This window comes from Simplicispira psychrophila DSM 11588, assembly GCF_000688255.1.
GTDB classification, from domain to species: domain Bacteria; phylum Pseudomonadota; class Gammaproteobacteria; order Burkholderiales; family Burkholderiaceae_C; genus Simplicispira; species Simplicispira psychrophila.
Map to the genome: position 1 here is coordinate 41,003 of NZ_JHYS01000001.1, position 25,041 is coordinate 66,043.

At 65.2% G+C, this 25,041-nt stretch carries 11 protein-coding genes; 5 read left to right on the forward strand and 6 right to left on the reverse strand.

The window, feature by feature from the left end:
- Positions 1-5 precede the first annotated feature (5 nt).
- Positions 6-1,019, reverse strand: a complete 1,014-nt coding sequence (locus tag Q390_RS0100180; RefSeq protein WP_027994244.1) for an ABC transporter substrate-binding protein — start codon at positions 1,017-1,019, stop codon at positions 6-8.
- Positions 1,020-1,030: 11 nt separating this feature from the next.
- A complete protein-coding gene (locus Q390_RS0100185) occupies positions 1,031-3,184 on the reverse strand; it encodes a TonB-dependent receptor family protein (protein WP_051602951.1) in 2,154 nt (717 codons plus the stop codon).
- A gap of 35 nt (positions 3,185-3,219) precedes the next feature.
- On the opposite strand from Q390_RS0100185, the gene Q390_RS0100190 reads away from it, so the two are divergent.
- From Q390_RS0100190 to Q390_RS0100200, 3 genes are all read left to right on the forward strand, one after another.
- Entirely contained in the window at positions 3,220-3,933 is a 714-nt protein-coding gene (locus tag Q390_RS0100190) for a Crp/Fnr family transcriptional regulator (RefSeq protein ID WP_027994246.1), read from the forward strand.
- A gap of 221 nt (positions 3,934-4,154) precedes the next feature.
- The gene (locus tag Q390_RS18930; RefSeq protein ID WP_156949778.1) at positions 4,155-5,531 is read left to right on the forward strand and encodes a right-handed parallel beta-helix repeat-containing protein; all 1,377 of its coding nucleotides are present in this window, start codon (positions 4,155-4,157) and stop codon (positions 5,529-5,531) included.
- Positions 5,532-5,814: 283 nt separating this feature from the next.
- The gene (locus Q390_RS0100200; protein ID WP_084153694.1) at positions 5,815-7,905 is read left to right on the forward strand and encodes a BCCT family transporter; all 2,091 of its coding nucleotides are present in this window, start codon (positions 5,815-5,817) and stop codon (positions 7,903-7,905) included.
- Positions 7,906-8,057: 152 nt separating this feature from the next.
- Here the strand turns inward: Q390_RS0100200 and Q390_RS17080 are convergent, their stop codons facing one another.
- Both Q390_RS17080 and Q390_RS0100210 read right to left on the reverse strand, forming a co-directional pair.
- A complete protein-coding gene (locus tag Q390_RS17080) occupies positions 8,058-14,057 on the reverse strand; it encodes a DUF4011 domain-containing protein (RefSeq protein WP_084153722.1) in 6,000 nt (1,999 codons plus the stop codon).
- 272 nt (positions 14,058-14,329) lie between these two features.
- Complete coding sequence (locus Q390_RS0100210) at positions 14,330-20,335, reverse strand: alpha-2-macroglobulin family protein (protein WP_084153695.1); 6,006 nt, start codon at positions 20,333-20,335, stop codon at positions 14,330-14,332.
- 143 nt (positions 20,336-20,478) lie between these two features.
- Between Q390_RS0100210 and Q390_RS0100215 the strand changes: the two genes are divergently transcribed.
- Both Q390_RS0100215 and Q390_RS0100220 read left to right on the forward strand, forming a co-directional pair.
- Positions 20,479-22,590: a catalase gene (locus Q390_RS0100215; RefSeq protein WP_211250397.1), complete on the forward strand. Its 2,112-nt coding sequence runs from the start codon at positions 20,479-20,481 to the stop codon at positions 22,588-22,590.
- A gap of 76 nt (positions 22,591-22,666) precedes the next feature.
- Positions 22,667-23,275: a hypothetical protein gene (locus Q390_RS0100220; RefSeq protein ID WP_027994250.1), complete on the forward strand. Its 609-nt coding sequence runs from the start codon at positions 22,667-22,669 to the stop codon at positions 23,273-23,275.
- Positions 23,276-23,287: 12 nt separating this feature from the next.
- Here the strand turns inward: Q390_RS0100220 and Q390_RS0100225 are convergent, their stop codons facing one another.
- Both Q390_RS0100225 and Q390_RS19775 read right to left on the reverse strand, forming a co-directional pair.
- A complete protein-coding gene (locus tag Q390_RS0100225; RefSeq protein ID WP_156949779.1) occupies positions 23,288-24,436 on the reverse strand; it encodes an HDOD domain-containing protein in 1,149 nt (382 codons plus the stop codon).
- 164 nt (positions 24,437-24,600) lie between these two features.
- Positions 24,601-24,837, reverse strand: a complete 237-nt coding sequence (locus Q390_RS19775) for a hypothetical protein (RefSeq protein ID WP_156949780.1) — start codon at positions 24,835-24,837, stop codon at positions 24,601-24,603.
- Positions 24,838-25,041 lie beyond the last annotated feature (204 nt).

The following is a 25,041-nucleotide window of genomic DNA, read 5'->3' on the forward strand; positions in this document are numbered from 1 at the left end:
GACCGCTACGCCATGCCGTAGAACGCGCTGGCGGGCAGCTTGCCGCCGATCAGCCCCGGATGGCGTGCCATCAGCTGGCCAAAGAAGAACTCCAGCTCAGGCCGGGCAATCGCAGCGGGCACGACATTGGGCTGGCTCACGGCAATGGCATCGGCCACGGCCTCGGGGGTAAGCAGGTTAATGTGCTTGGCCATCAGGGCGCCGCACTCGAGCGGGTGTGCGTAGCACCAGGCCAGCGACTGCGCGTAGGCCTTTTCGAGCGCAGCCAGCAGCTGTGGCTGCTGGCGCACGGCGCCGACGGCAACCATGCCAGCCTGCGGCAGGCGCGGTTTGCGGCCAAAAACACGGCCCCATTCCTGCGACAGATCAGCGCCCCGGTGCAGTTCGGGGGCAATCAGGCCCACCGGGAACGATTGGGTCTTGCGCAGCGCCAGCGATATGGCAGGTTCGGCCAGCAGCGCGTGCGAGACACGCCGCGTGATCAGCAACTGCATCGCCTCCATCGGCGTGGGTACGTAGCGCAGACGAAAGTCTTTCAAAGGATCCAGCCCCTGCTGGGTGGCCAGCAGCTGCAACACGATGTCGGGCATATCGCCGCGAAACGGCACGGCAATTTCTTCGCCCCGGTAGTCGGCCAGCGCCTTGCGCTGTGCATCGCGGGTGACGATCCACAGCCCGCCCCAGGCAGAGATGTTGAGCAAGGTGACGCCCGCGCCCCGATTGAACAGGTTCGCCGCCACGTTGCTGGGCATGGCCAGCACGTCGGCTTTGCCGCCCATGGCCATCATGCGCAGCTGGTCGGGGTCGCGCCACGCGGTGAACGTGGTGCGCCCGGCGACGCTGGCCAGTGCGCCGGTATCGGCCATGTGCATCAGCGGCGCCGAAACGATGGCCGGCGGGCCCGAAAGCAGGAGGCTTTCCCGCAGCGGCGCCGCGCCTACCGCCCTGGGCAGACTGGTCGCCGCCACCACGGCCAGCAGTTGGCGGCGCGAAAGATCAGCAGAAGAAATTTTCAGCATGGTGCGCGCCTTCAAAACTGGTAGCTCAGGCCGGCAGTGACACTGCGCCCCAAGCCCTGCAGGTAGCCCGGCTGCGCGGCAGTGGCCTGGTTGCGGATGACAAAGGCACTGGCGTAGCGCCGGTCGGTGACGTTGTCGGCCTGGACATAGGCAGTCCACGGGCCGTCGCGCCATTCCAGCTTCAGGCCCAGCAGTGCGTAGGCGTCTTGCTCGCTGCCCGCGGTGTTGGCGTGGTCGGTGGGCGTGCTGACTGGCATCCAGCGCACATTCGGGCCAAAGCGCCAAGCACCGAGGCGGTACAGCACTTCGGCATTGATCAGCTGGCGCGGCACACCGGCAATCTGCTTGCCAGCGTATTCACCCCCGCGAAAGCGGAAGTCGCTGTAGGTCCAGCTGGTGCGGTAGTCCAGCGCGCCCACACCGATGCGCTGGCTGCCCGACAGGCCCAGTTCCACGCCCTGGTGGCGCGTGCCGCCTTGGTAGTTGTAGGTGCCGACCTTGATGCCGCTGTCGTCGGTGGTGGAGATCAGTTCATCGGCCAGCACGCTGCGGTACACCGCTGCCGTCCACTGCACCGCGTTGGCACCTTCACCCCAACGGCCGGCGCCGCCGAGTTCGATAGTGGTGGCGCGCTGCATCTGCAGGCGCACCAGTTCGGCGCTGGCGGTGGCCGGGCTGTTGGGGGCCACGGTGGCGCTGACGATTTCCCAGAACGTCGGCGCTTCCTGGCTGCGGCTCAGGTTGGCCCACAGGCGCGTGCTGGGCGTGGCCGCCCAGTTGACGCCAATTTTGGGCGTGGCAAAGCGCCAGTCCTGGTCCCGCTGCGCGCCGCTGCTGCGGCTGCGGGCATCGCGTGTCAGCTGGCTCCATTGCACGCTGCCCAGCAGCGTCCAGTCGGGCGCCAGGCGCCAGTCGGCTGCGGCCAGTGCCTGCAGGTTGTTGGCATCCAGGTCGTAGGCGCCAAAGCGTTGCAGCTGCTGGCCGTTGGCCGGGTTGGTGGCATACAGGTCACGCTCCATGCTGCTGTTGGCCCACGACAGCGCCGTGCGCCAGCCCAGCGCGCCTTCGCTGCCGCCGGGGCGGCCACTGGCCTGCCACTGGGCGCCAGTGCTGCGGCTGTGCGTCACGGTGTGGCTGGTCATGTTGTTGAACAGATCGTCGGTGTCCTGCCAATACACGCCCACGTCCTGGCGCAGGGTATCGTTGCCCCAGCGCGAGCGGTTGGCCAGGCGCAACTGCGTGGCCGCGCGGCGCGGGTCGCGGTGATAGACGTTGAGCAGCTTGTCCTGCGGCGTGTTGCCATCGCCCATCACGCCGCGCGGGTCGGACTGGATACGGTCCTTGGGCACCACATTGGGAATATGAAACGCCAGGTCGGTCCACGACAGATAGGTGCGGTTCTCGAACCCGCCATCGCCCTGGAAACCAATGTTGGCCTGCAGGCTGTCGCGCTGCGAGTCCGCATGGTGGCGGTAGCCGTCGTAGCGGTCGCTGCTGACGGAGACACGGCCGTCGAGTCGCTCGCCGACACCGCCCACTGCCGCTTGCGACCCCTGGCGGCCAAAGCTGCCATATTCGGCGCGCACCCGGCCGCGCTCGTCGGCACCGGTCAGCGAGACAAAGTCCAGCTCACCGCCCAGGGTGGTGGCACCGGGCGTGGTGGCATTGGCACCGCGCCGCGCACTGATGAAAGCGACGTTGCGCGGCTCGATCAGGCCGATGATGAAAGAGCCATCCGCCTCGTTCAACGGCAGGCCGTCCTGCAGCAGCAGCACGCCGCGATTCACCGGATTGCTCTGGATACCCGAGCCGCGCACGCTCAGGCGTGGCTGGTCGGTGCCGCCAAAAAAATCTTGCAGCACGATGCCCGGTTGGTAGTCCAAGGCATCGCGCAGCGTGGCCAGGCGCGCCTCCTTTTGGGGCTCGGCCAAGTTGGTGCCGCCGGACACCTGGGCAAGTTTTTCACGTTCGACCTGCACCCTGCCCTGCAGCGGCAGCGTGGCGCTGGCGCGGCTGGACTGCACGGTGACGGCGGGCAGCGCAGCCCCCTCCTGCGCCACGGCAGGCGCACCCAGGGAAGCCGCCAGCAGCACACACGGCACCGCCCAGGGTGAGGAAAGAAAACGGGCCGGAGCCACGGGAAACGTATTAAGAGTAATTCGCATTTGCAATATGATCCAAGAAAAAAGGTTCCCCGCAAATGACATTTATCAATCCCACCGCCCTGCCCCCGGGTCTTGACGCGGCGCTGGCTGCCCATCCCGCGCTGCACGGCCTGCCCGCCAGCGCCCTGCAATTGCTGGGCGCGCAGGCCCGCTTGCACCGCTATCGGCCCGGCGAAGTGCTGTTCCACGAGGGCGACGCCGCCCAGCATTGGCTGCTGGTGGTGCAAGGCTGTGTGGAAGTGCTGCGCTTTGATCCGCAGGGCGAGGAGCACGTGTTCCACTGCTTTCACAGCGGCCACAGCGTGGCCGAGGCAGCGATGTTCATGGCCCATGGCCGCTACCCGATGACGGCGCGCACGCCCGGCCCGGCGCAGGTCTGGCGCTGTACGCGTCCAGCGCTGCATGCAGCCTGCCAGGCGCACCCGCCGCTGGCGCTGCGTCTGCTGCAAAGCTTCAGCGAGCGCCTGTACTACTACATCAATGAAGTGCAGTGGCTCGCTGCCAGCAGTGCGCCGCAGCGGCTGGCAGCGTATTTCTTGCGGCTGCCGGCCGACCCGTGCGCGCGCGTGCAGCTGCCCTCCAGCCAACGCCAGTTGGCGACGCAACTGGGCATCCGGCCCGAAACCCTCAGCCGCCTGTTGTCGCAGTGGCAGGCGCAATGCTGGATCTGTGGCCAGCGGCGCAGCTGGGAGGTGCTGGACGCCGCGCCCCTGCGCGTGCTGGCAGGTGGCTGGGCCCGGCCTTTTTGAGAGGGCGGCGCTGCAGGCGCAGAAAGCGGGGAACACAAACTACTTATGCACTTGGTTTCACTTAAAACTCTTGGTAGCAATAGCCCCTGGCCAACAGATAACACTGCGGTCGGCTTTCTCCCTTCCCGCGTTGTGGCGAGCTGCAGCCAGTGTGTTGCAGGTGACCTGTGCTGGCCCCGTGCATCCATCGTCTTTACGCCTAATCATCTGGTTAACTTTTTATGCCTCTCTTGATCTCATCCCCTTCCCTGCGCTGCGGCAAGAACCTGCCGCGCAGCGCTATCGCCTTAGCCCTCGTCACCGCACTGGCGGCCTGTGGTGGTGGTGGCGCTGACCTGGGCACCGAAGCATCTACACCGACTGCGTCCGTCGTCCCAGGCGCCACCGTCACTGACACCGCCACAGCGGGAGGTGCAGTGACAGCGCCCACTCCACCGACAAACCCACCGGCAACCAGCACGCCGCCGGTATTCAAGACCGCTTGCGACAGCGCCAGCGGGCCGGTGCTGGAGGTCGGACCGGGCAAGAGGTACGCCACCCCCAGCGCCGCCGCAGCCGCCGCACGGGCCGGCGATGTGATCCGCATTGCCGCCGGCGACTACCACGCTGACGTGGCCACCTGGAAGGTGGACCGCCTGACCATTTGCGGCAGCGGTGGCCGGGCACGCCTGTTTGCCGATGGCAAGAACGCCGGCGGCAAAGCCCTGTGGGTGGTCAGCGGCGCCAACACCACCATCGACAGCATCGAGTTTCACAAGACGGCCGTGCCCGATAAAAATGGCGCCGGCATCCGGGCCGAGCACAAAAATGGGGATCTGCACATCATCAACAGCGGTTTTTACGACAACGAAAACGGCATCCTGGCCGGCAGCGGCCCGGTGACACTGACCATCGAGCGCTCGGAATTTGCGCGCAACAGCGCCGCCAACACCAGCGGACAGACGCACAACATTTATGTCAACGACATCGACCGGGTATCGGTATCGGCCAGCTCTTTTCACGAGTCACGCTACGGCCACAACTTCAAGAGCCGCGCCAAGGTGAGCGTGTTGGAAAACAACTACCTGATGGATGGCACCCAGGGCATGTCCAGCTATCTGGCCGACTTCCCCAACGGCGGCCAGGTGGTCTTGCGCGGCAACCTGTTCCAGAAGGGCCCGAAGTCGCCCAATAAGGTCGCCATCGAATACGGCGCCGAGGGCCAGCGCTGGCCGACCAACACGCTGGAAATGGCGCACAACACCGTGGTCATGACGCGCCCGAGCAGCATCTTTTTGCGGGTGATGCCGTGGGCGCAATCGGTCAAGCTGACAGCCAACATTCTGGCCAGCACCGGCCCGGGGGTGCTGATAGCGGGCAGCGAGTTTGCGCTGGGGCGCATCGTGCAGCAGTCCAACGTGGTGCTGGCGGCCAGCAACTTTCCCGGCGCCAGCAACATTGCCGCACCCAACTTCTGGCCCGACGCGGCAAGCCTAGCCCTGACAAGCTTGCCCGGGGTGCTGGACCCCAGCTACCACTACGACACACCGGCGCCCCAGGTTCTGCGCCCCCTCGCCACCGGCGCACGCCGCGCTGGGGCCTTGCAATCGGCCCCTTGATCGCAGAAAACCGCCGCCGCTGGCGCCAGCGGCAGCGATAAGGGCGTACGCGAACCATACGTCACTATGCATTCAATAGCTATCAGCGCTTACTGCATAAAGGCTAGAGGCTTTTTATGTTTGAATATGGCAAAGCTGTGCACAGCGTGCCCCTCCCCCTTGACGGCGCTCAGACGCGGGCGCGCATACTGTGTGGTGTAAAAGCCGCACCTGCGACAAATTGCAATAATGTGTGTCAGCGAGCGTACCTAACTACGCACACTATGTCATCAAGGGGCAAGGCATGTCAGACCCGGTTCCACCACGCGCAGACAGTGCGCCGCCCATTCCTCCCACCTCGCCGCCGCTGCACAGCGCGAGCACGCCCCCCGCCTCGCGCACCACTTTTGTACCCGCAGTGGTGTTGCCGGCCCTGCTGGTGCTGGGCGCGCTGCTGGTGTTTTGCGGCGTCTACCCGCAGCGCGCCGAGGTGTTTTTCTCGGGCGCACAAACCTGGGTGGTGGGGCACTTTGACTGGTTCTACACCGCCGTGGTGACGGTGTTTCTGGTGTTTCTGGTGCTGGTGGCGTCCAGCCGCTATGGCGACATCCGCCTCGGGCCGGACGATGCCGTGCCGGACTTCAGCTTTATCTCCTGGACAGCGATGCTGTTTGCCGCCGGCATGGGCATTGGCCTGATGTACTTTGGCGTCGGCGAGCCATTGCAACACTTTCTCAAGCCGCCGACGCAGATCGGCGGCACCCCGGCAGCGGCGCGCGAGGCCATGCAGGTGACGTTCTTTCACTGGGGCTTTCATGCCTGGGCGGTGTACGGCACCATGGGACTGGTGCTGGCGTATTTTGGTTTTCGCTACAACCTGCCACTGACCATGCGCTCGGGCCTGTACCCGTTGCTCAAGGAACGCATCAACGGACCGATGGGCCACGCCGTCGATGCCTTTGCGCTGGTTGGCACCATTGCCGGCATTGCCACCACGCTGGGTTATGGCGCGCTGCAACTGTCGGCCGGACTGGCCACGCTGACCAGTTGGGACACCTCGACCGCCGGCTTTCGCATTGCCATCATCGTGGTGGTGGTGGCGCTGGCCGGCCTGTCGGCGGTCTCCGGTCTCGACAAGGGCGTGCGCCGCCTGAGCGAGCTGAACCTGTCGCTGTCGTTCATCCTGCTCGGTTTTGTGCTGATCGCCGGGCCGACGGTATTTTTGTTCCAGGCGCTGAGCGAGAACATCGGCGGCTACCTGTCGCAGCTGGTGAACATGTCGCTGCGCACCTTTGCCTACGAACCGACCCGCGACCCCGGCTGGTTTGGCGGCTGGACGATTTTGTACTGGGCCTGGTGGATTTCCTGGTCGCCGTTTGTCGGCATGTTCATTGCGCGCATTTCGCGCGGCCGCACCATCCGCCAGTTTGTCGTCGGCGTGCTGCTGGTGCCCACAGCGTTTAACTTGGTGTGGATGACGGTGTTTGGCAATGGTGCCATCTGGATCGACACCCATATGGCCCAGGGCGCGCTGGCGCAAACCGTGGGCAATGTGGACGCGCTGCTGTTCCGCTTTTTTGACTACCTGCCGTTCACCCGCGCCGTGTCGTGGCTGGCGATTGTGTTGATCGGCGTGTTCTTTGTTACCTCGGCCGACTCGGGCGCATTTGTGGTGGATTCGATTGCCTCGCGCGGCAACCCGCGTTCGCCGGTGTGGCAGCGGCTGTTTTGGGCAGCGGTGCTGGGCGTCACCGCCGTGGTGCTGCTGCTGGCCGGTGGCCTGAAAGCGCTGCAAGCCATGACGCTGGTAGCGGCACTGCCGGTGGCCGTGATCATGCTGGCGCTGTGCTACGGCCTGTGGCGCGGCTTGGCGGCCGACGTGGCGCATTCGGCACAAGACCTGTCACCCGCCACCAACTTCTGGAGCGGCCAGCACTGGCTGCGCCGGCTGGAGCAGATCGTCCACCAATCGACGCGCAGCGATGTGCTGAAGTACCTGCGCGCCACCGTGCTGCCGGCGATGGAGCAAGTCGCCACCGAGCTGCGCAAGCGCGGCGTCGAAGCGGTGGTGCACAGCGAAGAAGTGCCGGACGGCACGCTGCGCCTGACGATTCCCGACCCGCTGATGCGCGACTTTGTCTATGGCGTCAAGGTGCAGCCGCGTGCGGTGCCGGTGTTTTTGGTGCGCGAAGCGGCGCAAGAAACCGAGCGCAGCCAGGTCTATGAACCCATCACCTTCTTTGCCGATGGCCGCCCGGGTTACGACATCCAGTACCTGCGCCCCGAGGAGCTGATCGTCGATATCCTGCGCCACTACGAGCGCTACCGCTCAGTGACGGCGGACGAGCGCACGCAACTGCTGAACCGCGCGCCGGGGCATACGGATACGCTGTAAACCGTCAGATGTTGGGTTGGGTACAACCCAACCTGCGAATACAGCGCATCAAAAATCATAGCTACTAGCGCACGTATCTATTGGGCTAGATGCCAAAAACAGCATAATTCCCGTAGGTTGGGTTGTACTCAACCCAACATCTGCTTGAGCACTCAGGCCGCCCCATCGGCTGGTGCTGCATCCTCGGTCTTTGCCGCATGGGCCGCCGCCTGCGCCTCTTTCACCGCCTGCGCGCTGCGGTCGGCTGTGAGCAGCGCTTGCAGCGCCAAGTGCACGCGCTCCAGCGTGCCACCCGGATTGACCCACCAGTCGGTGGACCAGATGCGCAAAATCTCCCAGCCCAAGCCGCGCAACACCTGCTCGCGCAGTTTGTCGCGGTCGCGCGCGGTGGCGGAGCTGTGGTAGGTGGCGCCGTCGCACTCGACCCCAGACAGATAGCGGCCCGGAAAGTCCGGATGCACCACCCCGAGGTCGATGCGGAACGAGGAGGCGCCAATTTGCGTGTGTACGCGCCAGCCCTTGCGCTCCAGCGCTTCGGCCACGCTGGCTTCAAACGGGCTGTCAAAGTCGCCCTGGCTGCCCCGGTGTGACTCGACCAGCGCTTGCGGGCCGCGCTCGGCAAACTCCAGAAAGTGCTTCAGGTCGCGCACGCCATTCGCCTGGGTGCGCGACAAATCCATCTGGTCGCCGCGCAGACTGGAGAACACGCGCAGTTCATGCCGTGCGCGCGTCACGGCGACGTTCAGCCGGCGCTCGCCGCCATCGCGGTTCAGCGGGCCAAAGTTCATCGACACCGTGCCCGCAATGTCCGGGCCGTAGGTGATGGAGAAATACATGATGTCGCGCTCGTCGCCCTGCACGCTTTCCAGGTTTTTGACGAACAGCGGCTCCAGCTCCGACTCGGCGAAGTAGGACTCCAGCTCGGGGTCTTGGCGCCGCTCGGCGTCCAGCAGGTCTTCGATCAAATGCTGCTGCTCGGCGTTGAAGGTCACCACGCCCACGGTCAGGCCCGAAGCGCGAAATCCCGGTGCTTGCAGCCGCGCCACCAAATCGGCCACCAGCGCTTTGGCTTCGATCTGGTTGGTGCGCGCGCCGCCTTTTTCGTAGCGCCCAGCCACCCAGTGGAAGCTGACGGCGTTGTCTTGCGTCGCTGGCGACGGAAAGGTCACCAACCCGCCGCCGTAGTACTTGTGGTTGCTGAAAGCGATCAGGCTTTCGTGCTTGGAGCGGTAGTGCCACGACAGGTTGCGCGTCGGCAGGCTGGCGCCCAGGCATTCGTCAAGGATGCTTTCCAGGTCGCTTTCCACGTCCGGCGCGTCGTCGTCTTGGCTGGCTTCGCGGCCAAAGAAGTTGGTCGGTGGCAGCTGCTTCGGGTCGCCGACCATCACCACCTGCTTGCCCCGGGCCATGGCGCCGACGGCGTCCCACACCGGGATTTGCGAGGCCTCGTCAAAGATGACGATGTCGAAATTGCTGACATCGGCCGAGAGGTATTGCGCAATCGACAACGGGCTCATCAACAGGCACGGCGTCAGCCGCAGCACCACCGAGGGAATCTCCTGCAGCAGCTGGCGCAGCGGCAGGTGCTTGCTCTTTTTGGTGATTTCGCGGCGCAGCACGCCCCATTCGCTGTGGCGCTCCAGACTGTCGGCGGACGGCAAATCAGCGCACAGCTTGGCGCGAATCCACTGGCGCGTGGCCATGGTGAATTCGTCGTCCAGGGCGCGAAAGGCGCTGATGCGCTGCTCGTGTTCGGCCGAGACAAAGCGCTTGAGCACCTCATCCTCGTCCACCACTTCTGCCAGCCACCAGCGCGCGTAGTTGACCTCGAAAGCTTGCAGTGCCTGCGCCGGCGCAATCTGGCCCGCTTCGATGGCAGCGGCCAGCGCACCCAGGCCGGCCTCGTGCACGGCCGCTTGGGTGTAGCGCCACGCGCACCAGGCGTGCAGGCTGGGGGCATGGGCCTCGATGCGCGCGGCCACGTCGGCCAGTTCGACCGGTGCCGCGTCGGCAAAACTGCGTTGCAGCGCGTCGGGCTGGTCGGCCAGCGTGCTGAAGTGTTCGATGGCTTTGTGCAAGTGGCTGATCTGCGCCGCGACCTGCTGGCAGGCCTGTGCGACAGCGCCGCCGCTGGCCAGCTCTGCATGGCGCGTGGTCAGCACTTGGTGCAGCGCTTGGCGTGCAGCGGCGTCGTTTGCCCGCCCCAGCCCGCTCAGGCTGTTGTGCAGTGCAGTGTGGAAACGCAGGGCGCGTTCAACGGCGTCGGTGTCAGTGTCCAAGCCCTGCCACAGACCCAGGGACTGGCTTGCGACATCGCCCAGCGCGGCCAAACGCGCCTCCAGCGCCGCGCGCATTTGCAGGCGCCGGTGCGCTTGTTGCAGCAGCGCGCCGCAGCGGCCTTCGGCGATGACAGGGTGCGCTGCGCGCAGGCTGCCGCGTTCGGCCAGCGTCAGGCGTTCGCGCTCAAACGCCAATGCGGCGCGCAGCAGTTCGACGTCGGTATCGTGGCCGCGCCACAGGCCGTGGCTGACGGCGGACAGCGGCGCGCACTCGGCGAGTTGCTGGTCGATGGCGTGCAGGGCTTGCAAACGCTGGGCGTCTTGGGCCCAGCGTTCGCCGCAAGAGCCTTCGGCCACGGCGGCCAGCCCGTCCACGTCATACGGCTGGTGCAGGCGCGCGGCTTTCAAAGCGGTGTTGGCCTGCAAGGCGCGGCGCAGTTCGTCGGTGCGGGTTTTGCTACCCAACCACAGGCCATCGGCTGCCGCACCTGGATCAATCTGGCTGAGTGCCTCACCCAGCGCCTTGATGCGCACCAGCGCTGCCAAGTCATCTGCCACACGCGGCTCGCCGGTGCCTTCGGTAACGGCGTCCAAGGCGGCGCGCACTTTTCGCTGGCCGAGCCACGACAGCGGCCAGATGGCTTTTTCTGCCTTGGCCCAGGCGCGCTGCAACTGCGCCACATTCAGCTGGGCCACGCCCGCGCTGTAGGGCACGGACAGGCGTTGGCGCAGTTGTGCGATCTCGGCCAGGCACTGCAAGCCGTTGTCGATGTCGTCGCTGACGGCTGCCGGCCAGGGCGTGCCCAGCTCGGCGTGCAGGCGCTGGCGCTGCTCCAGCGCAGCAATGGCCTGGGTCAGACGGTCTTGCACCTCGGCCGGGCAAACTGGGGACAGGTGCGCCGAAAGATCGCGGTGCTGCGCCAGTAGTTCAACGCCCGATTGCAGTGCCTCACACACCGGCGCGCTGTCAGGCGCCGCGCAAAAGCCCCAAGCCTGATCAGCGGCCTGCGGCAGCGTGTGCGCCAGCAGCGCCAGCGCGGTGCGGGCGGGCCGGTGCAGCGCTGGCCAGTCCAGGTGCAGTTGCTCGCCCAATTGCTCGGCGGCGGTTGTCACACCTTTGCTGGCCGCTTGCAGCGCCTGCGCGGCGCGCACGGTGTCTTGCTGCCAACGCACCGACCAGTCGGTGGCGTGGATGAGAGCCAACGGACCAGCGGCCAAATGTTCGCCGCCGACGGCGCTGGCGTTGGCACGCAGGCGCGCAGCGAAATCGCGCAGCTGCGCCAAAGAGGCTTCGTCGTGGATGTGCGGCGACGGCCAGCGGAAATTCAATTCCGGCAAGGCCGCGCCCGCCACCACCTGGCCGATGGCGCGGTAAATCGTCAGGCCGTTGTCGTAGCGCCGGTGCAGGCGTTCGACATAGGTGGACAGGTGTTCGCGCACGCGGCCCAGTTGCTGCGCCTTGGCGCGCCAGCTGGCGGCATCGACCTGGCCGCTGGAGTCCCATGATTGGTGCAGCTGCTTGAGCACGTCGAGCTTGCGGCTTTTGTTCGAGTGCAGCTCCAGGCAAAATTCGCCCAGGCCGACTTCGCGCAGGCGGCGATAGACCACGTCCAGCGCGGCAATTTTTTCGGCCACGAACAGCACTCGCTTGCCTTCGGCTAGGCACTGCGCAATCAGGTTGGCAATGGTCTGGCTCTTGCCGGTGCCGGGCGGGCCAATTAGCACAAAGTCCTTGCCCTTGGCGGCGGCCAGGATGGCCGACAGCTGCGACGAGTCCGCCGGCAGCGGGCTGAAGACTTTGTCCGGCGGGTACTCGGCGTCCAGCTGGCGCACTTCGGGGAAGGTGATGCTGGAGCGGTACGGCTCGCGCGGGGTGTCGAGCAGGTGGGCGACGACGGGGGATTTTTTCAGGTCTTCGGTGCGGTCCACCAAGTCCTTCCACATCAGGTACTTGGCAAACGAGAACATCGACAGCACCACGTCCTCGTTGACCTCCCAGCCGCGCACGTTCTTGATGGCGCTGCGCACGCGCGTCCACAGCCCGGCGATGTCCAGGCCGGCGGCGTCTTGCGGCAGGTCACCGGCGGGCACGCCCAGCTCCAGCTGAAAATCCTGGCGCAGCATCTCCACCAGCGTCGGATTGAAGCGCGCTTCGTCCTCATGGGCTTGCAGCGTAAAGCCCGAGCGCGCGCTTTTGCGCTCCAGCGTGACCGGCAACAGGATCAGCGGCGCCTTGACGCGCACCTCCGGCTTGTCCGGCCGCGTCCACACCAAAAATCCCAGCGCAATGAACAGCGTATTGGCCCCGCCCTCTTGCAGCGCATTGCGCGCGCCCCGGTACAAATCGACCAGCCGCGCGTCCATCTCCTGATCTTCCAGCCGGACAAAAACCTCCTTGCGCTGCAAGGCTTCAGCGGCCTGGGCAGAGTGCAGATCTTCCAGACTGCGCGCTTCGTGCAGCTGCTGGCTGCGCGGGTCTGGCCCGTCCATCAGCGCGCGCGTCGGCAGCAGTTTGAGGGTCTGGCCCTGGGCCAGAGCATCTTCCAGCGCTGGTGCGGCGACTTCCAGCTGCAAGGACTTTTTGCCCGGTTTGAAGTTCAGCAGCACATTGCGCAGCGACAAATCAAGCAGCTTGCGCTGCCAGCGCGCCAGCCGGTCTTTGGGGTCCAGCTCGGCGGTGGGGATGTCTTCCAGGCTCTTGGGGCCGGGCAGTTCGGGCGCGTGTTCGATGGTGCTGCTCGGCTCGGGCCCTGGTGACCCCTGCGCCGGCAGCAGCGGCTCGGCCCCGGCTTGCGCCAGCGGCTTGATGCGCGCCATGCGCGCGCGCCGGATGTCCACCACGCGCTCGAACTTGTCATCCTCTTCTTCCGACAGCTGGCGCACGGCCTGGGCAATCGCCTGGCTAAAGCGCACTGGCTGGCTCTGCGCCACCAGGGTGGTCTCAAACACCAGCAGCTCCTGCAACTGCAAGCGCTTGCGCACGGCGGTGACGTCGTCCACCACGGCGCTGGCAAATTCCTCAGCGCCCAACCACAGGCCGGCAAAGGCATGGCCCCGGGTAAAGACCAGCAGCGGGTGCAGATGCGCCTGCTCCAGACAGGCAGCAAACAGCAGCGCCAGATCCAGACAGGTCGCCAGGCCGGCATCCAGCACCTGGCTGGGGCTGCGCACCTTCTGCCCGGTGCGCTCAAAGCTGGCCGGCGGCAGCGCGTAGTGCAGCTTCTTGTGCAGCAGCGCCGTCCAGATCGCCGAGGCCAGCTCCCACGCGCGTTGGGGGCCTTGCGTGTAGCCATCCATGGCGCCGGACTTGCCGGCCGCCTCCAGCACCAAGGCGGCGCTTTTCAGCACCCGATCGACCGCCGGGTCGTTGGGTTGGACAAACGCCGCCACCATCGCCGGCAACTCGCCCAGACCACCCCACTGGTTGCGCGCCAGCAGCTCCACCGTGCAGTCGTGCGTGGCCAGGACGGTGGCTATTTTTTCGGGTGATTCAGATGGATCCGACGGTTTTTGGCTGCGCAGTTCAAAGTGCAGCACCGCCGGCTCGGCCTCGGTCAGGCGCGACAGCAGCGCGCCATCGAGCTTGACATCGAGGTCGTGCAGGTCATAGGTTTCACCCGCAGCCACGGCGTCCAGATGCCAGCTCCGGGGTTGGATGAAGGCCGGCTCGGAGGTCAAAACCAGCGTCAGCCCGGCGAGGGGCGCGGGCATGGCATTGCGCACCGCCAATTCCAACAGCGCCGGGACAGCATTTTGAAAGTCTGCCAAATTGAGCTTGGCCACGGCGCTGACGTGCAGGCTGACTGGCGCCGGCCTGGACGCCGCGCCGGTCACCGTTGCATCGCCATTGGTTGCGCCTGCCTGCGCGTCCATAGCCGTAGCTCCCCCCGCATCCATCACCGTATCCATATCCATACCCACATCCACCAGCTCCAGCGGCGCCTCTGACATATGTTCTCCTGTTGGCTGGAATTATCGCTGGGCAGAAAATTCCCAAGCATTTCAATGCTTTAGCCGCACCAGCGATGCCGACGTGCGGCACGCCCGGCCAGCTAGCCATATAAAAACAATAGCTATAAGCGCATGATTCATATGCGTTATAGCTAGTTTCATGCCTCAAACACTTGCTGGACGTGCGCTAGCAGCTATTTTCTTGATAGCTCGGTAGGGGCCAATACCTGCACGCGCGCATTCGGTGCCGCGCCAAACATCTCCGGCGCATACAACGCTTCGACCCGGCTGGGCGGCAGGGCGAAATCGCCGACGTTGTTCAGGCGCAGCGTGTATTCCATCGTCACCGTGCCTTTGGGCAGGTACTCGTAATAGCTGCGGAAGGACTCAAAGCTGCGCTCCTCAAACGCCGACCAGCCGGCGCCGCTGCTTTTTTCGCCCTGCGTGGCCATCGCCGAGTCGCGTCCCAGGCCGCTGCCCAAAATGGTGGCGCCGGCCGGAATCGGGTCGGTGATCGCCACCCAGGTCATCGGTGCGCTGGCGCTGACTTGCAGCGTCACGCGCAGCACATCGCCGCGCGTGTATTGGCCAGCGGGCAGGTTCTTGTTGGCCTGCTCGATCGGCGTGATGGTCTTTTCAAGGGCGTAGCCAGCATTGACCGGCGCTTGCAGTGGGACGGCAGCCAGCGATTGCAGCGTCAGCCACGGCTTGCCACTGCCCCGGTGCGTGACGTTCAGGTTTGGCTCAGCGCCCTTGCCCGTGCCCCACGGCAAAAACATCCGGTTGCCCTGCAAATGACCCGGCGCATTCGGTGCGCCAAACCAACTCGTCTGGTGCGCCGCGCCGCTGGCGTCCGCGGCCTTGGCGCGTTTGACCTGCGCCCAATCGACCTTGGCGCTGCTGTCGCCCAACGTGGCCTGGGTGCTGCCCGCCACCGGCGTGGCTTCAAACGTCGCCGAGAAACGCGCCAGCGCAAAACCACCCCACAAGTTGGCAGTGGTGGTGTGCCAGGCGCCGTTCTGCTGGCGCGCCATGAAACCGTTGGCCAGGCGCGGCACATCGGCCTTCCAGGCGGGGAGGTCCATCACCGCCAGCAGCAGGCGTGCGCTGTTGACGTCGCTGCCCTGCATCAGCCACCACCAGTCATCGTCCTGCGCGGTGCTGAACACCAGTTTGCTGCCCTGGTAGCTCAGGCGGCTGCGCAAAATTTGCTGCGCTTCGGCCAGACGTTCGCTGCGCTGCGGGATGCCTTGCACCCGCTGCAACACATTCAGCCAGTCGATGACAGCGTGTGTGGGCCACTGCTGCGGCGCCACGGTGATGCTGTCGAGCATCCGCGCCTGCGCCTTGCCGTAGCGCGACAGCGCTTCGATGGCGGCCAGCTTGCGCATCTCCAGGTCTTGGCGCGGGCTCCAGAAGGTGCGCTCGATACGCCCTTCAACAAAGGCGATCAGACCGAGCTCCATCGGCGCACGCACCTCGTCGGCCAGGGCAAAGGCCGGGTTCAGGCGTGCCGCCTCGTGGGCGCTGGCCAGCAGGTAGGCGGTGAGGGTGTCGCTGCCGTGTTGCGTGTCACCGTTGCGCGGCGGAAAGTAGCTGGCCAAGCCGTCGCTGTCCAGATACGTCGGCAGTTGCCCGATCAGCGCCAGCCAGCGCGTGCTGTCGTCCAGGCCGATGGCACGGCTGGCTTGTTGCTCTAGGCAGCTGTAGGGGTAGCGCGCCCACCAGTCGCGCACACCGGGCAAGCCGCTGGCCAAGCTGGGTTGCAGCGACAGCTGCAGACCACCGCGTCCGGGCAGTGCGTCAACGGGTGGTTTGACGGGCAACTGGAAAGCGCCATCCACCTGCACCAACGTGGCCTGCTGCACGCTGAGCGGCACGGCGGGGACGATGCGCTGGCTGATTTTCAGCGCATCGCTTGCCGGGTTCGCGCCTTTGGCGGTGGCGTCGATCTCCCAGATCAGCGCGTCAAAGCGCGTGTGCGCCCGTTGCGCCGGCGCCGTCACGTCCCAGGCCAATTCGCGCGTTTCACCGGCCGCCAAATCGACCGTTTTCGGCAGCAATTCGAGCAGCGTGGCGCGCGGCGCCAGCACCACTTGCATCGGCTTTTTGGTGGTGTTGCGCAGCGTGAACTGCGCGCGGAACTGGTCGCCCTCGCGCACCAGCGGCGGCAGGCCGCTGATGATTTGCAGGTCTTGCGTGGTGCGCACGGTGGTGCTGCCGGTGCCAAACAGCCCGACCCCGGCATCGGCGACGGCGACGATTTGAAAGCTGGTCAGCGCGTCGTTCAGCGGCACGGTAATTTGCGCCTGACCATTGGCGTCCAGCGCCAGCGCCGGTTGCCACAGCAGCAGCGTGTCGAGCAGCTCACGCGTCGGACTGCGCCCGCCACCACCGCCCGCCGCCACGGCCTTGCGGCCATAGTGGCGCCGGCCAATGATTTCCATCTGCGCCGTCGAGGTCGAGACGCCCCAGCTGCGCCGCTGCAACATGGCGTCCAGCAGATTCCAGCTGGTGTTGGGCATCAGCTCCAGCAGCGCCTGATCGACGGCGGCCAGCGCCACTTCAGCGTGCGCCGCCGGCTGGCCGTTAGGCAGGGTGGCGCGGATGGTGATACGCGCCTGGCCGCGCACCGGATAGCTGTCCTTGTCCGCCGTCACCTTGACGTTGATCTGGTGCGCCTGCGCGCCGACCTTGATTTCTGCCAGACCGATGCGAAACGCCGGCTTGCTCAAATCGACCAACGCCGTCGGGGCGATGTATTCCTTGCCCTCGTACCAAAACGCCGTCCACCACTCGCGCGGCGCTTGGTATCCCCACGTGAACAGGCTGTACCACGGGACATCACGCAAACGCCCGCGCAGCGCCAGCACGCTGACATACACGTTGGGGCCCCAGTCCTCCTGCACTTTCAGGCGGATGGTCGGGTCTTTGCCGTTCAGCTGCACCACCTGGGTTTGCAAAATGCCTTCGCGCTCGACGGTGACCAGCGCGGTGGCAAAGCGGAACGGCATCCGCACTTGGAATTTGGCGACGTCGCCCGGCTGGTAGCTTTTCTGCTCGGGCAGCACGTCCATGCGGTCGTGGTTCTGGCCACCAAACCACAGCTCACCGCGCCGCGTCACCCACACCGAAGCGGCCGCATCAAAGGTATTACCGTCCTTGTCGCGCGCAGTGGCCACCAGTTCGACTTCGCCCGGCTCGTCTAGCAACGCTTCGCACAGCAGCAGGCCGCGGCTGTCGCTTTTGCCGGTGCAGACCGTCCCCAAGTCTTTGGTCTCGGTCTTGCTGTCGTAGCTGTAAAAACCGCCGACCATGCGCTTGCGGCTGGTGGTGGTGCTGCGCGCAATCGCCTGCACCTGCAGCGGCACATTCGCCAGTGGGCGCCCGCTGGTGTCCAGCGCCAGCGCCTGAAAGCGGGCTTTGTCGCTCGCCGACACCCAGCCCTCGGTCTTGATGCCCGCCACCACCGCCGCAGGCCACAGCGTGTGGGTGCTGCGCAGGGTTTGCACTTCGCCACTCGGGTCGGCGTAGCTGGCTTCGATCAGCAAGTCTTGCGCCGCACTGGCGCGCGGTACCTTGTCCAGCGTGACGTGACCGGCGCCGCTGCGGTCCAGCGTCAAGGGCAGCTTGTCGGCAATCACACGCGCATCCTCGCCGGCAGTTTCTTCTTCTTCTCCCTGGGAGGTGGTCTGCTTGCGGCCCTGCGGCGCGCGAAAGCTGAAGGCGTCGTACTCGTCAAAGTGCAGGCTTTTGCGCCGCACCAGTGCCGAGACCCGCACCGGCCACTGTCCGGCCAGGCCGCCCGAGACGTAGTTCAGCTGCACGCTGACCGGCACAGTGCGCACATTGACCAGCGCTTTGGCATCCACCGGGCCGATGCGGCCCTCAAACACCGGCAGGCGAAACTCTTCGACACGGAACTGGCCCGAGCCCAAGCTGCGTCCGCCCTGACCGTTCGCGCCACTGTTTTTCAACTCCACGGTGTACACGCCCAGCTTGGCAGCGGGCGGCACAGCAAAGCGGCTCTCAGCACTGCGCCCGCCGGTGGCGGTCTTGCGCCAGCGCAGTGCTTGCTGGTAGGTCTGGCCGCTGCCCTGGTGGGTGATGACCAGGGTGTCGGGTTCGTGCTGCGCCAGGGCAAAGCCCTGTTGTGTTTGCGTGCGCAGCAGGTGCTTCATCGACACCGTCTCGCCCGCCCGCAACAAAGTGCGGTCAAAAATGGTGTGCGCCACTGCGTCGGGCTGGGCCGCACTGCTGGTAGGCACGTTGAAGCGCCACGGCTCAATACCGCGCTGCCAGTCGCTCCAAGTAAAAGCCATGTCCGGCACACCATCGGTGCCCTGCAGACGGACACTGACAAAGTAGCCTTCCGAGCCACCGCTGTCGCCATGGCAGGTGGGCGCATCGGGCGCCAAGCCGTCAAACTGTGCCCGGCCTTGGGCGTCGGTGGTGGCGCTGGCCAGCGGCTTGCCCCGGCAGTCCGACACCGCCACCTGCGCGCCGGCCACCGGCTTTCCCTTGTCGAGCGAGGTCACCCAGGCGAGCGCATTTTCTCGCCCGAGCTTGAAGTGCACCGCCAGATTGGTCACCAGCGCCGTGGTGCGCACATACATCGTGCGGCCGGCGCCATGCTGGGCATCCAGCAGCGCGGCGCCCAGCAGCGGCGAGGCGATCTCGACCACATGGAAACCCGGCGCCAGCGGAATGCCGACCACCTCAAACGGGCGCGGATCGGCGCGCGTCGGTGCTGGCACTTCCAGCGCCTTGGCCGCACTCTGGCTGCCCAGCAGCGACACCATGCGCGCTTGCACATGCGTCTTGTCGTCCTCGGTCACCACAGCGGGCAACGCGGCTTTGGTATCGCGCTGCGCCTGCTTGCGCTGCACCAGGAAGTTGTCATAGGCCTGCACCTTGCGGTACCAGGCAATGGTCTGGGCATCGCCCTGGGGTTGCAGCGTACGCACTTGGGTGGCGGCTTCGACGTTGCGCAGCGTCACCGGCAGCAGCGCCGGGCCGTCCGGGCCCTCGGCAAAGCGCTCGACGATGCCAAACGGCGCCGCAGCAAACTTGGCCAACGGCGGCATCCCGCCCGTAGCCACCGCCAGAGGAAAACTGGCCGCATTGCTCAGCGCGCGCCCGGCAGCGTCCTGAAAGTTCTTCGGCAGCTCCAGCTTGAACGCCATGTTCTCGGCGAAGGGCGCAGCAAACTGCACCGCATTCACCAGCGCATCGGCACTCGCACCATCCTCGCCGGGCGCGGCCTGTTGCGGCGCAATGCTCTCTTGGTTCGACTTGAGGCGGATGGCGCCAGCCAACTTGCGCGACACCGGAGCATTGAAGGACAGCGTCAGCGGGCGAATCGGCAGGCAGGCGGACTGGGCATTTTCACGTTCGCAGCCAAACTCGGCGGTGAAAGGCGCACGCACCTCAAAGGTCACGCGCTGCTCCACCCGGTTGGCCACGCCGCTGGGTGTGGCCACGCCCTCGCCCCAGACCAGCTGCACTTTGGCGGCCGGCGTCAGGCGGCGGTTGCAGGCCAGCGTGACCCAGGCCAGCGGCTCTTTGGCAGCGCGCTTGTCCACGCGCTGCGTCTTGAGCAGCTCGGTGCGCTGCGCGCCTTCTATCAGGCGCACTGGAATGCGTTCGCCCACGCCCTCAGCCGCACACCAGACATGCTGTTGCACGCTGGCCAGCGTGGCTGCACCATTGAGTTGCAGGAGGAAGAACTGCTCTTCATCGATCTTCTCCCCACTGCCTGGCAGGGTGCGCTGGACAAACGGCCCACCGCTATTGAAAGTATAGCTTTTAGCGCCCGTCCATGCTGCGTTAGAAGCCCATTTAAACCCGGGTTTGGCCTGTACCGTGCAGCGCACGCCGGGCGGCAACTCGTTGGCAAAGTCGAATACCCATTCGCGCTCGCTGGTCCAGCGGCCACTGCCTTGGCTGGCCTGCGCATCACTGCACTGCAGCGTCAACGGCGCCCCAGCCTGCGCGTCGCCAAAGCGCACCGCCGCGCTGTCAAATTTGGCCACCACCTGTTGCACACGCGCCACCTCGCCCTGCGGTGACAGGCTGGTGATCTGCAGTGCCTGCGCACACAACGATGCCAGGCTCAAGCCTGTGCCGATAAGGATGTTCTGAAATTTCACGCCAAGCCCTTTTCCGAGAGCCGCAAGGGTAACAAGTTCTACCTCCATGGCGCCCCCCGCCCTGTTTGCCGGACGCTGACAGCCCCCGTTGGCGCTGTCCTACTTTCACGCCGCGCGCTGCGGCGCACCATACAAAGTCGCTTTCGTTCACCGTTTTTGCACCCTCCCATGTGTCCCACAGAAAGATGTCCATGACCACCAAACCCCCCTCTCGTTCCACCGCTTCTTCTCCTGCTGGCAAGGTGCCCCAACCGACAGACGAGCACGGCCAGGGCGGCGAATTACAGCAGCAGGCCGGCGGCGCACACCCGGTGCTGACGACCCAGCAGGGCATTGCCATTGCCGACAACCAAAACTCGCTGCGCGCCACACCGCGCGGCCCGACGCTGCTGGAAGACTTCATCCTGCGCGAGAAGATCACCCATTTCGACCACGAGCGCATCCCCGAACGGGTAGTGCACGCACGTGGCACCGGCGCCCACGGTTTTTTTGAACTGACCGAGTCGCTGGAGCAATTCACCACCGCCAAGATCCTGACCGAAGTCGGCCAGCAGACTCCGGTGTTTGCGCGCATTTCCACCGTGGCGGGTGGCGCCGGCTCAGTCGATACACCGCGTGACGTGCGCGGCTTTGCCGTCAAGTTCTATACCAATGAGGGCAACTGGGATCTGGTGGGCAACAACATTCCAGTGTTCTTCATCCAGGACGCGATGAAGTTCCCCGACCTGGTGCACGCCGTCAAGATGGAGCCCGATCGCGCCTTCCCGCAGGCGGCCAGCGCGCACGACACTTTCTGGGACTTCATCTCGCTGATGCCCGAATCGATGCACATGGTGATGTGGCAAATGAGCGACCGCACCATTCCGCGCAGCCTGCGCATGATCGAAGGCTTTGGCATCCACTCCTTCCGCCTGCTGGACGCCCAGGGTCAGAGCACCTTCGTCAAATTCCACTGGCGCCCCAAACTGGGGCTGCAATCTACGGTGTGGGACGAGGCAGTCAAGCTGCAGGCCGCCGACAACGACTTTCTGCGCCGCGACCTGTTTGAGGCCATCGAGGCCGGCGATTTTCCGGAATGGGAGCTGGCGGTACAACTGTTCACCGAAGCAGAGGCCGAGCATTTCGACTTCGACCACTTGGACGCCACCAAGCTGATTCCTGAAGAGGTCATTCCGCTGCGCACCATTGGGCGCATGGTGCTCAACCGCTGGCCGAACAACTTCTTTGCCGAAACCGAGCAGGTGGCGTTCTGCCCCGCCAACGTGCCGCCGGGCATTGATTTCTCCAACGACCCGCTACTGCAGGGCCGGTTGTTTTCGTACCTGGACACGCAGTTGATCCGCCTGGGCGGGCCCAACTTCACGCAGATCCCGATCAACGCACCGCAGTGCCCGTTCCACAACTTCCAGCGCGACGGCCACATGCAGATGCAGCAGCACAAAGGGCGTGTCAACTACGAACCGAGCAGCCTGCAGCCCGACACACCGCGCGCCTCGCAGGCCGTGGGTACGCACGCCTTTGCCGAGCGCCCAGACGACGGCGCCAAGGGCCGCGTGCGCGCCGAGAGCTTTGCCGACCACTTCAGCCAGGCGCGCATGTTTCTGCACAGCCAAAGCAAGGTGGAGCAGGCGCACTTGGCGTCAGCGCTGGTGTTCGAGCTGTCCAAGGTCGAAACCGTGCGTGTGCGCGAGGCCGTGGTCGGGCAACTGCGCCACATCGACGAATCACTGGCCCAGCGCGTGGCCGATGGGCTGGGTCTGCCGTCCCTGCCGCCTGCCCCACCTGCTGCACGACCCGCCAAGGGCGTGGCGTTGTCGCCCGCCACCGCCCTCATCCCGCGCATGAAGGACACGCTGCAAGGCCGCTGCATCGGCATCCTGGTGGACGACGGCTCCAGCGCTCAAAGCATTGCCGCGCTGCGCCAAGCCATCGAAGCCGAAGGCGCACGCGTGAAGATCGTCGCGCCCAAGGTCGGTGGTGCCCAGCTGGACGATGGCAGCCACCTGGCGGCAGACGGCCAGCTGGCGGGGACGCCGTCGGCACTGTTCGACGCCGTGGCGTCGGTGTTGGCACCCGAGCGCGGCGCCAAGCTGGCGAAAGAAGCCGCTGCAGTGGACTGGTTCCGCGATGCCTTTGGTCACCTCAAAGCCATTGCCGCCTGCCAAGGCTCGCAGCCGATCCTGCAGGCCGCCGGCATCCAGCCCGACGCCGGCGTGATGGCCCCGTCCAACACTGCAGCCTTCGTGGCCGCCGCCAAAACGCGCCAATGGGAACGTGAACCCAAGCTGCGCACCCTGGCCTGAGGGAGCTGACTTGGTCAGCCGCACCTGACGCCGTCCCGCTGACCCTTTTTCTATGTCCAATCCAAGGAGCTTTCCGATGACCAAAAAATCCTACAACGCCGAGCAACTGCAGGACTTGGTGCTGCAGATGATGGAAACCGAACTCGGTGGCGAGCAGGTTTACCTGGCCGCGCTGCAGTGCGCGCAGAACGCCGATCTGAAAAAAGAATGGCAGGGATACCTAGAAGAAACCCGCATGCACCAGCGCACAGTGCGCACGCTGTGCGAAGCACTGGGCATGGATGCCAGCGCCCAGACGCCATCGCGCAAAGTGGTCAAGCACCTGGGCGATTCGCTGGTCCAGGCCATGCAACTGGCCTTGAAGAGCGGTACGCCCACGGCGGCCGAACTGACAGCGTGTGAATGCGTGGTGCTGGCCGAAACCAAGGACCATGCCAACTGGGAGTTGCTCGGCCAAGTGGCCCAAGCGGCCAGCGGCGCCACCGCCAAAGCCCTGCAGGACGCCTATGACAAGGTGCAGCAGGACGAGCAGCACCACCTGTATCACACCATGGGCTGGTGCCGGGAGTTATGGATTCAGAGCCTGGGCATGCCAGCGGTGCTGCCGCCGCCCGAAGAAATCAAGCAGGTTGAGACCGCCATTGGCGCCTCGCGTGCAGAGCAGCAACGCACCACCCTGCTGTAGGCGCAGGGTGGATCAGGGCCAAGTGGCGCCGGTGCCGCGCATCTGCTGCACCACGGCAATCAGGGCGGGCGAGCTCAGCGCATCGTTCAGCCCGGCCAGCGCCGGGTGTTTCAGATACGCGCGCAGGTAAAAATTTTCATCAACGACGTCGCTCGCTGGCTCGTACCCGACCAGCGCAAACACGTCGCCCAGCGCCAGACGCTCGCCCAGGCCGACGCACAAATAGCTCAGCGCCAGATACGGCACTGCTTGCGGGTCAAAGGTGCTGGCCGGCGTGACCAGCACCCGACTGCTGTCGGAGACGTCACTCACCAGTCCTGCAGGCAGCGCCCACAGGCGCAGCACCAGGGCGCCGATTTCGCCGGCACTCAGGCCAATCACCTCCTGCTCCAATTGGGCCCGCTCCAGACGGCCGCGCACCAGCCATTCATCGACCGCGTTGTGCGGCAACAGCGCTGCCGTCGCCAGATGGCCAACAAAGGCCATGACCACCTTGGTTGCCAGGGCGCCGTGGTCGGGCAGATTGAGCGCCTTGCCCAGGTGCAAGGCCAGCTCGCTGGCAATGGAGCTGGCACGCCAGATGGTGTCGAACGAGTGCTGCGATGAACTGAGCTCGGGCTTGAACGCCTGCGCCAACAGGTACTGCACGCAAATATTACGCACCGTTTCCATGCCCAGAAAAGCCACCGAGTGCTCGATGCTGGTCACCGGCTGACTCAGCCCATAAAACGGCGCGTTGACCGTAGCCAGCACCTTGGCGGCAATCAACGGCTCACCGCGCAGCAGCTCGGTCAACTCGGACGGGCCGATCCGGTCAAAAAAATCGGGTGCCAACAACTGGTGCAACGACTGCGGCGGGCAGGGAATGCCGCCAATCACGCTCATCAGCGCATCACGCCGCGCATCGGGCAATTCGTGCTCGTGCGTCCAGGAAAAGGCGGTCAACGCAGCGGGTATTTCCTCTACAGGCTCTACCGGCTCTACGGGTTCTGCTGGTTCTGCTGGTTCTGCTGGTTCTGCAGCCTCCAGCGGCTCGGGTGCTTGCGCCGATGCCTCGGGTGCGACGGTGGGTTCAGAGGCGGGAGCTGCAGGTGGCGGGGGCTCTTCGGCAGGGACAGGCGGCGCTGGTGGCGCTGGTGGCGCCACGGGCGTCTGACTCACAGGCTGGGCCAAAGGACGCGGCACCGCCGAAGGGGGCTTCGGGGCGGGCGCCGAACGACTGAGTTTCCACCAGGCCAGGGCAGCAACAATAGCCGCTACAGCGGAGATCAGGAGCAGTAAAGGTGGCACAGGTGCAACTCGCGGTGGGTTAAAAGTTGTCTATGCTAACCACTCTGATGCGCTGGAAATTGACCTGCACCAAGTCCAATTGCACGGTGGTAGGCCATATACAGATATCCCGTTGCATACAGTTCTTTAATGATCAGCAACATGCTTACGGTCAGTGGATGGGCTATCACATCCGGGACAATCACAAAAAATGCGCATAAAAGAAATGCGGATGAAAGCCGCACCAGAGCTTCATAGCCTAAATCGGTGTCTGGCTTTTCAGCGCTGATCATCGACTGTTTTTAGCTCCTATCCGAACAGGTTTCAGGTAACAATCACTCTCGTTCACTGCCGCATAGGTAGCTCAGAAAGTTCAGTGCCGCATAGACAGCTCGGATAAACGGTTCACTGCCGAATAGGCAGATCAGAAACGGACACATCAAAAGATGTTGGCAACCGAACCAATAAACAGTAGCGGCCATCACACGGGTACCAAG

Bases quoted from the DNA above. Each gene is read 5' to 3' on its own strand.
- Q390_RS0100180 (WP_027994244.1), bottom strand. From the start codon at position 1,019: ATGCTGAAAATTTCTTCTGCTGATCTTTCGCGCCGCCAACTGCTGGCC.
- Q390_RS0100185 (WP_051602951.1), bottom strand. From the start codon at position 3,184: ATGCGAATTACTCTTAATACGTTTCCCGTGGCTCCGGCCCGTTTTCTT.
- Q390_RS0100190 (WP_027994246.1), top strand. From the start codon at position 3,220: ATGACATTTATCAATCCCACCGCCCTGCCCCCGGGTCTTGACGCGGCG.
- Q390_RS18930 (WP_156949778.1), top strand. From the start codon at position 4,155: ATGCCTCTCTTGATCTCATCCCCTTCCCTGCGCTGCGGCAAGAACCTG.
- Q390_RS0100200 (WP_084153694.1), top strand. From the start codon at position 5,815: ATGTCAGACCCGGTTCCACCACGCGCAGACAGTGCGCCGCCCATTCCT.
- Q390_RS17080 (WP_084153722.1), bottom strand. From the start codon at position 14,057: ATGGACGCGCAGGCAGGCGCAACCAATGGCGATGCAACGGTGACCGGC.
- Q390_RS0100210 (WP_084153695.1), bottom strand. From the start codon at position 20,335: ATGGAGGTAGAACTTGTTACCCTTGCGGCTCTCGGAAAAGGGCTTGGC.
- Q390_RS0100215 (WP_211250397.1), top strand. From the start codon at position 20,479: ATGACCACCAAACCCCCCTCTCGTTCCACCGCTTCTTCTCCTGCTGGC.
- Q390_RS0100220 (WP_027994250.1), top strand. From the start codon at position 22,667: ATGACCAAAAAATCCTACAACGCCGAGCAACTGCAGGACTTGGTGCTG.
- Q390_RS19775 (WP_156949780.1), bottom strand. From the start codon at position 24,837: ATGATCAGCGCTGAAAAGCCAGACACCGATTTAGGCTATGAAGCTCTG.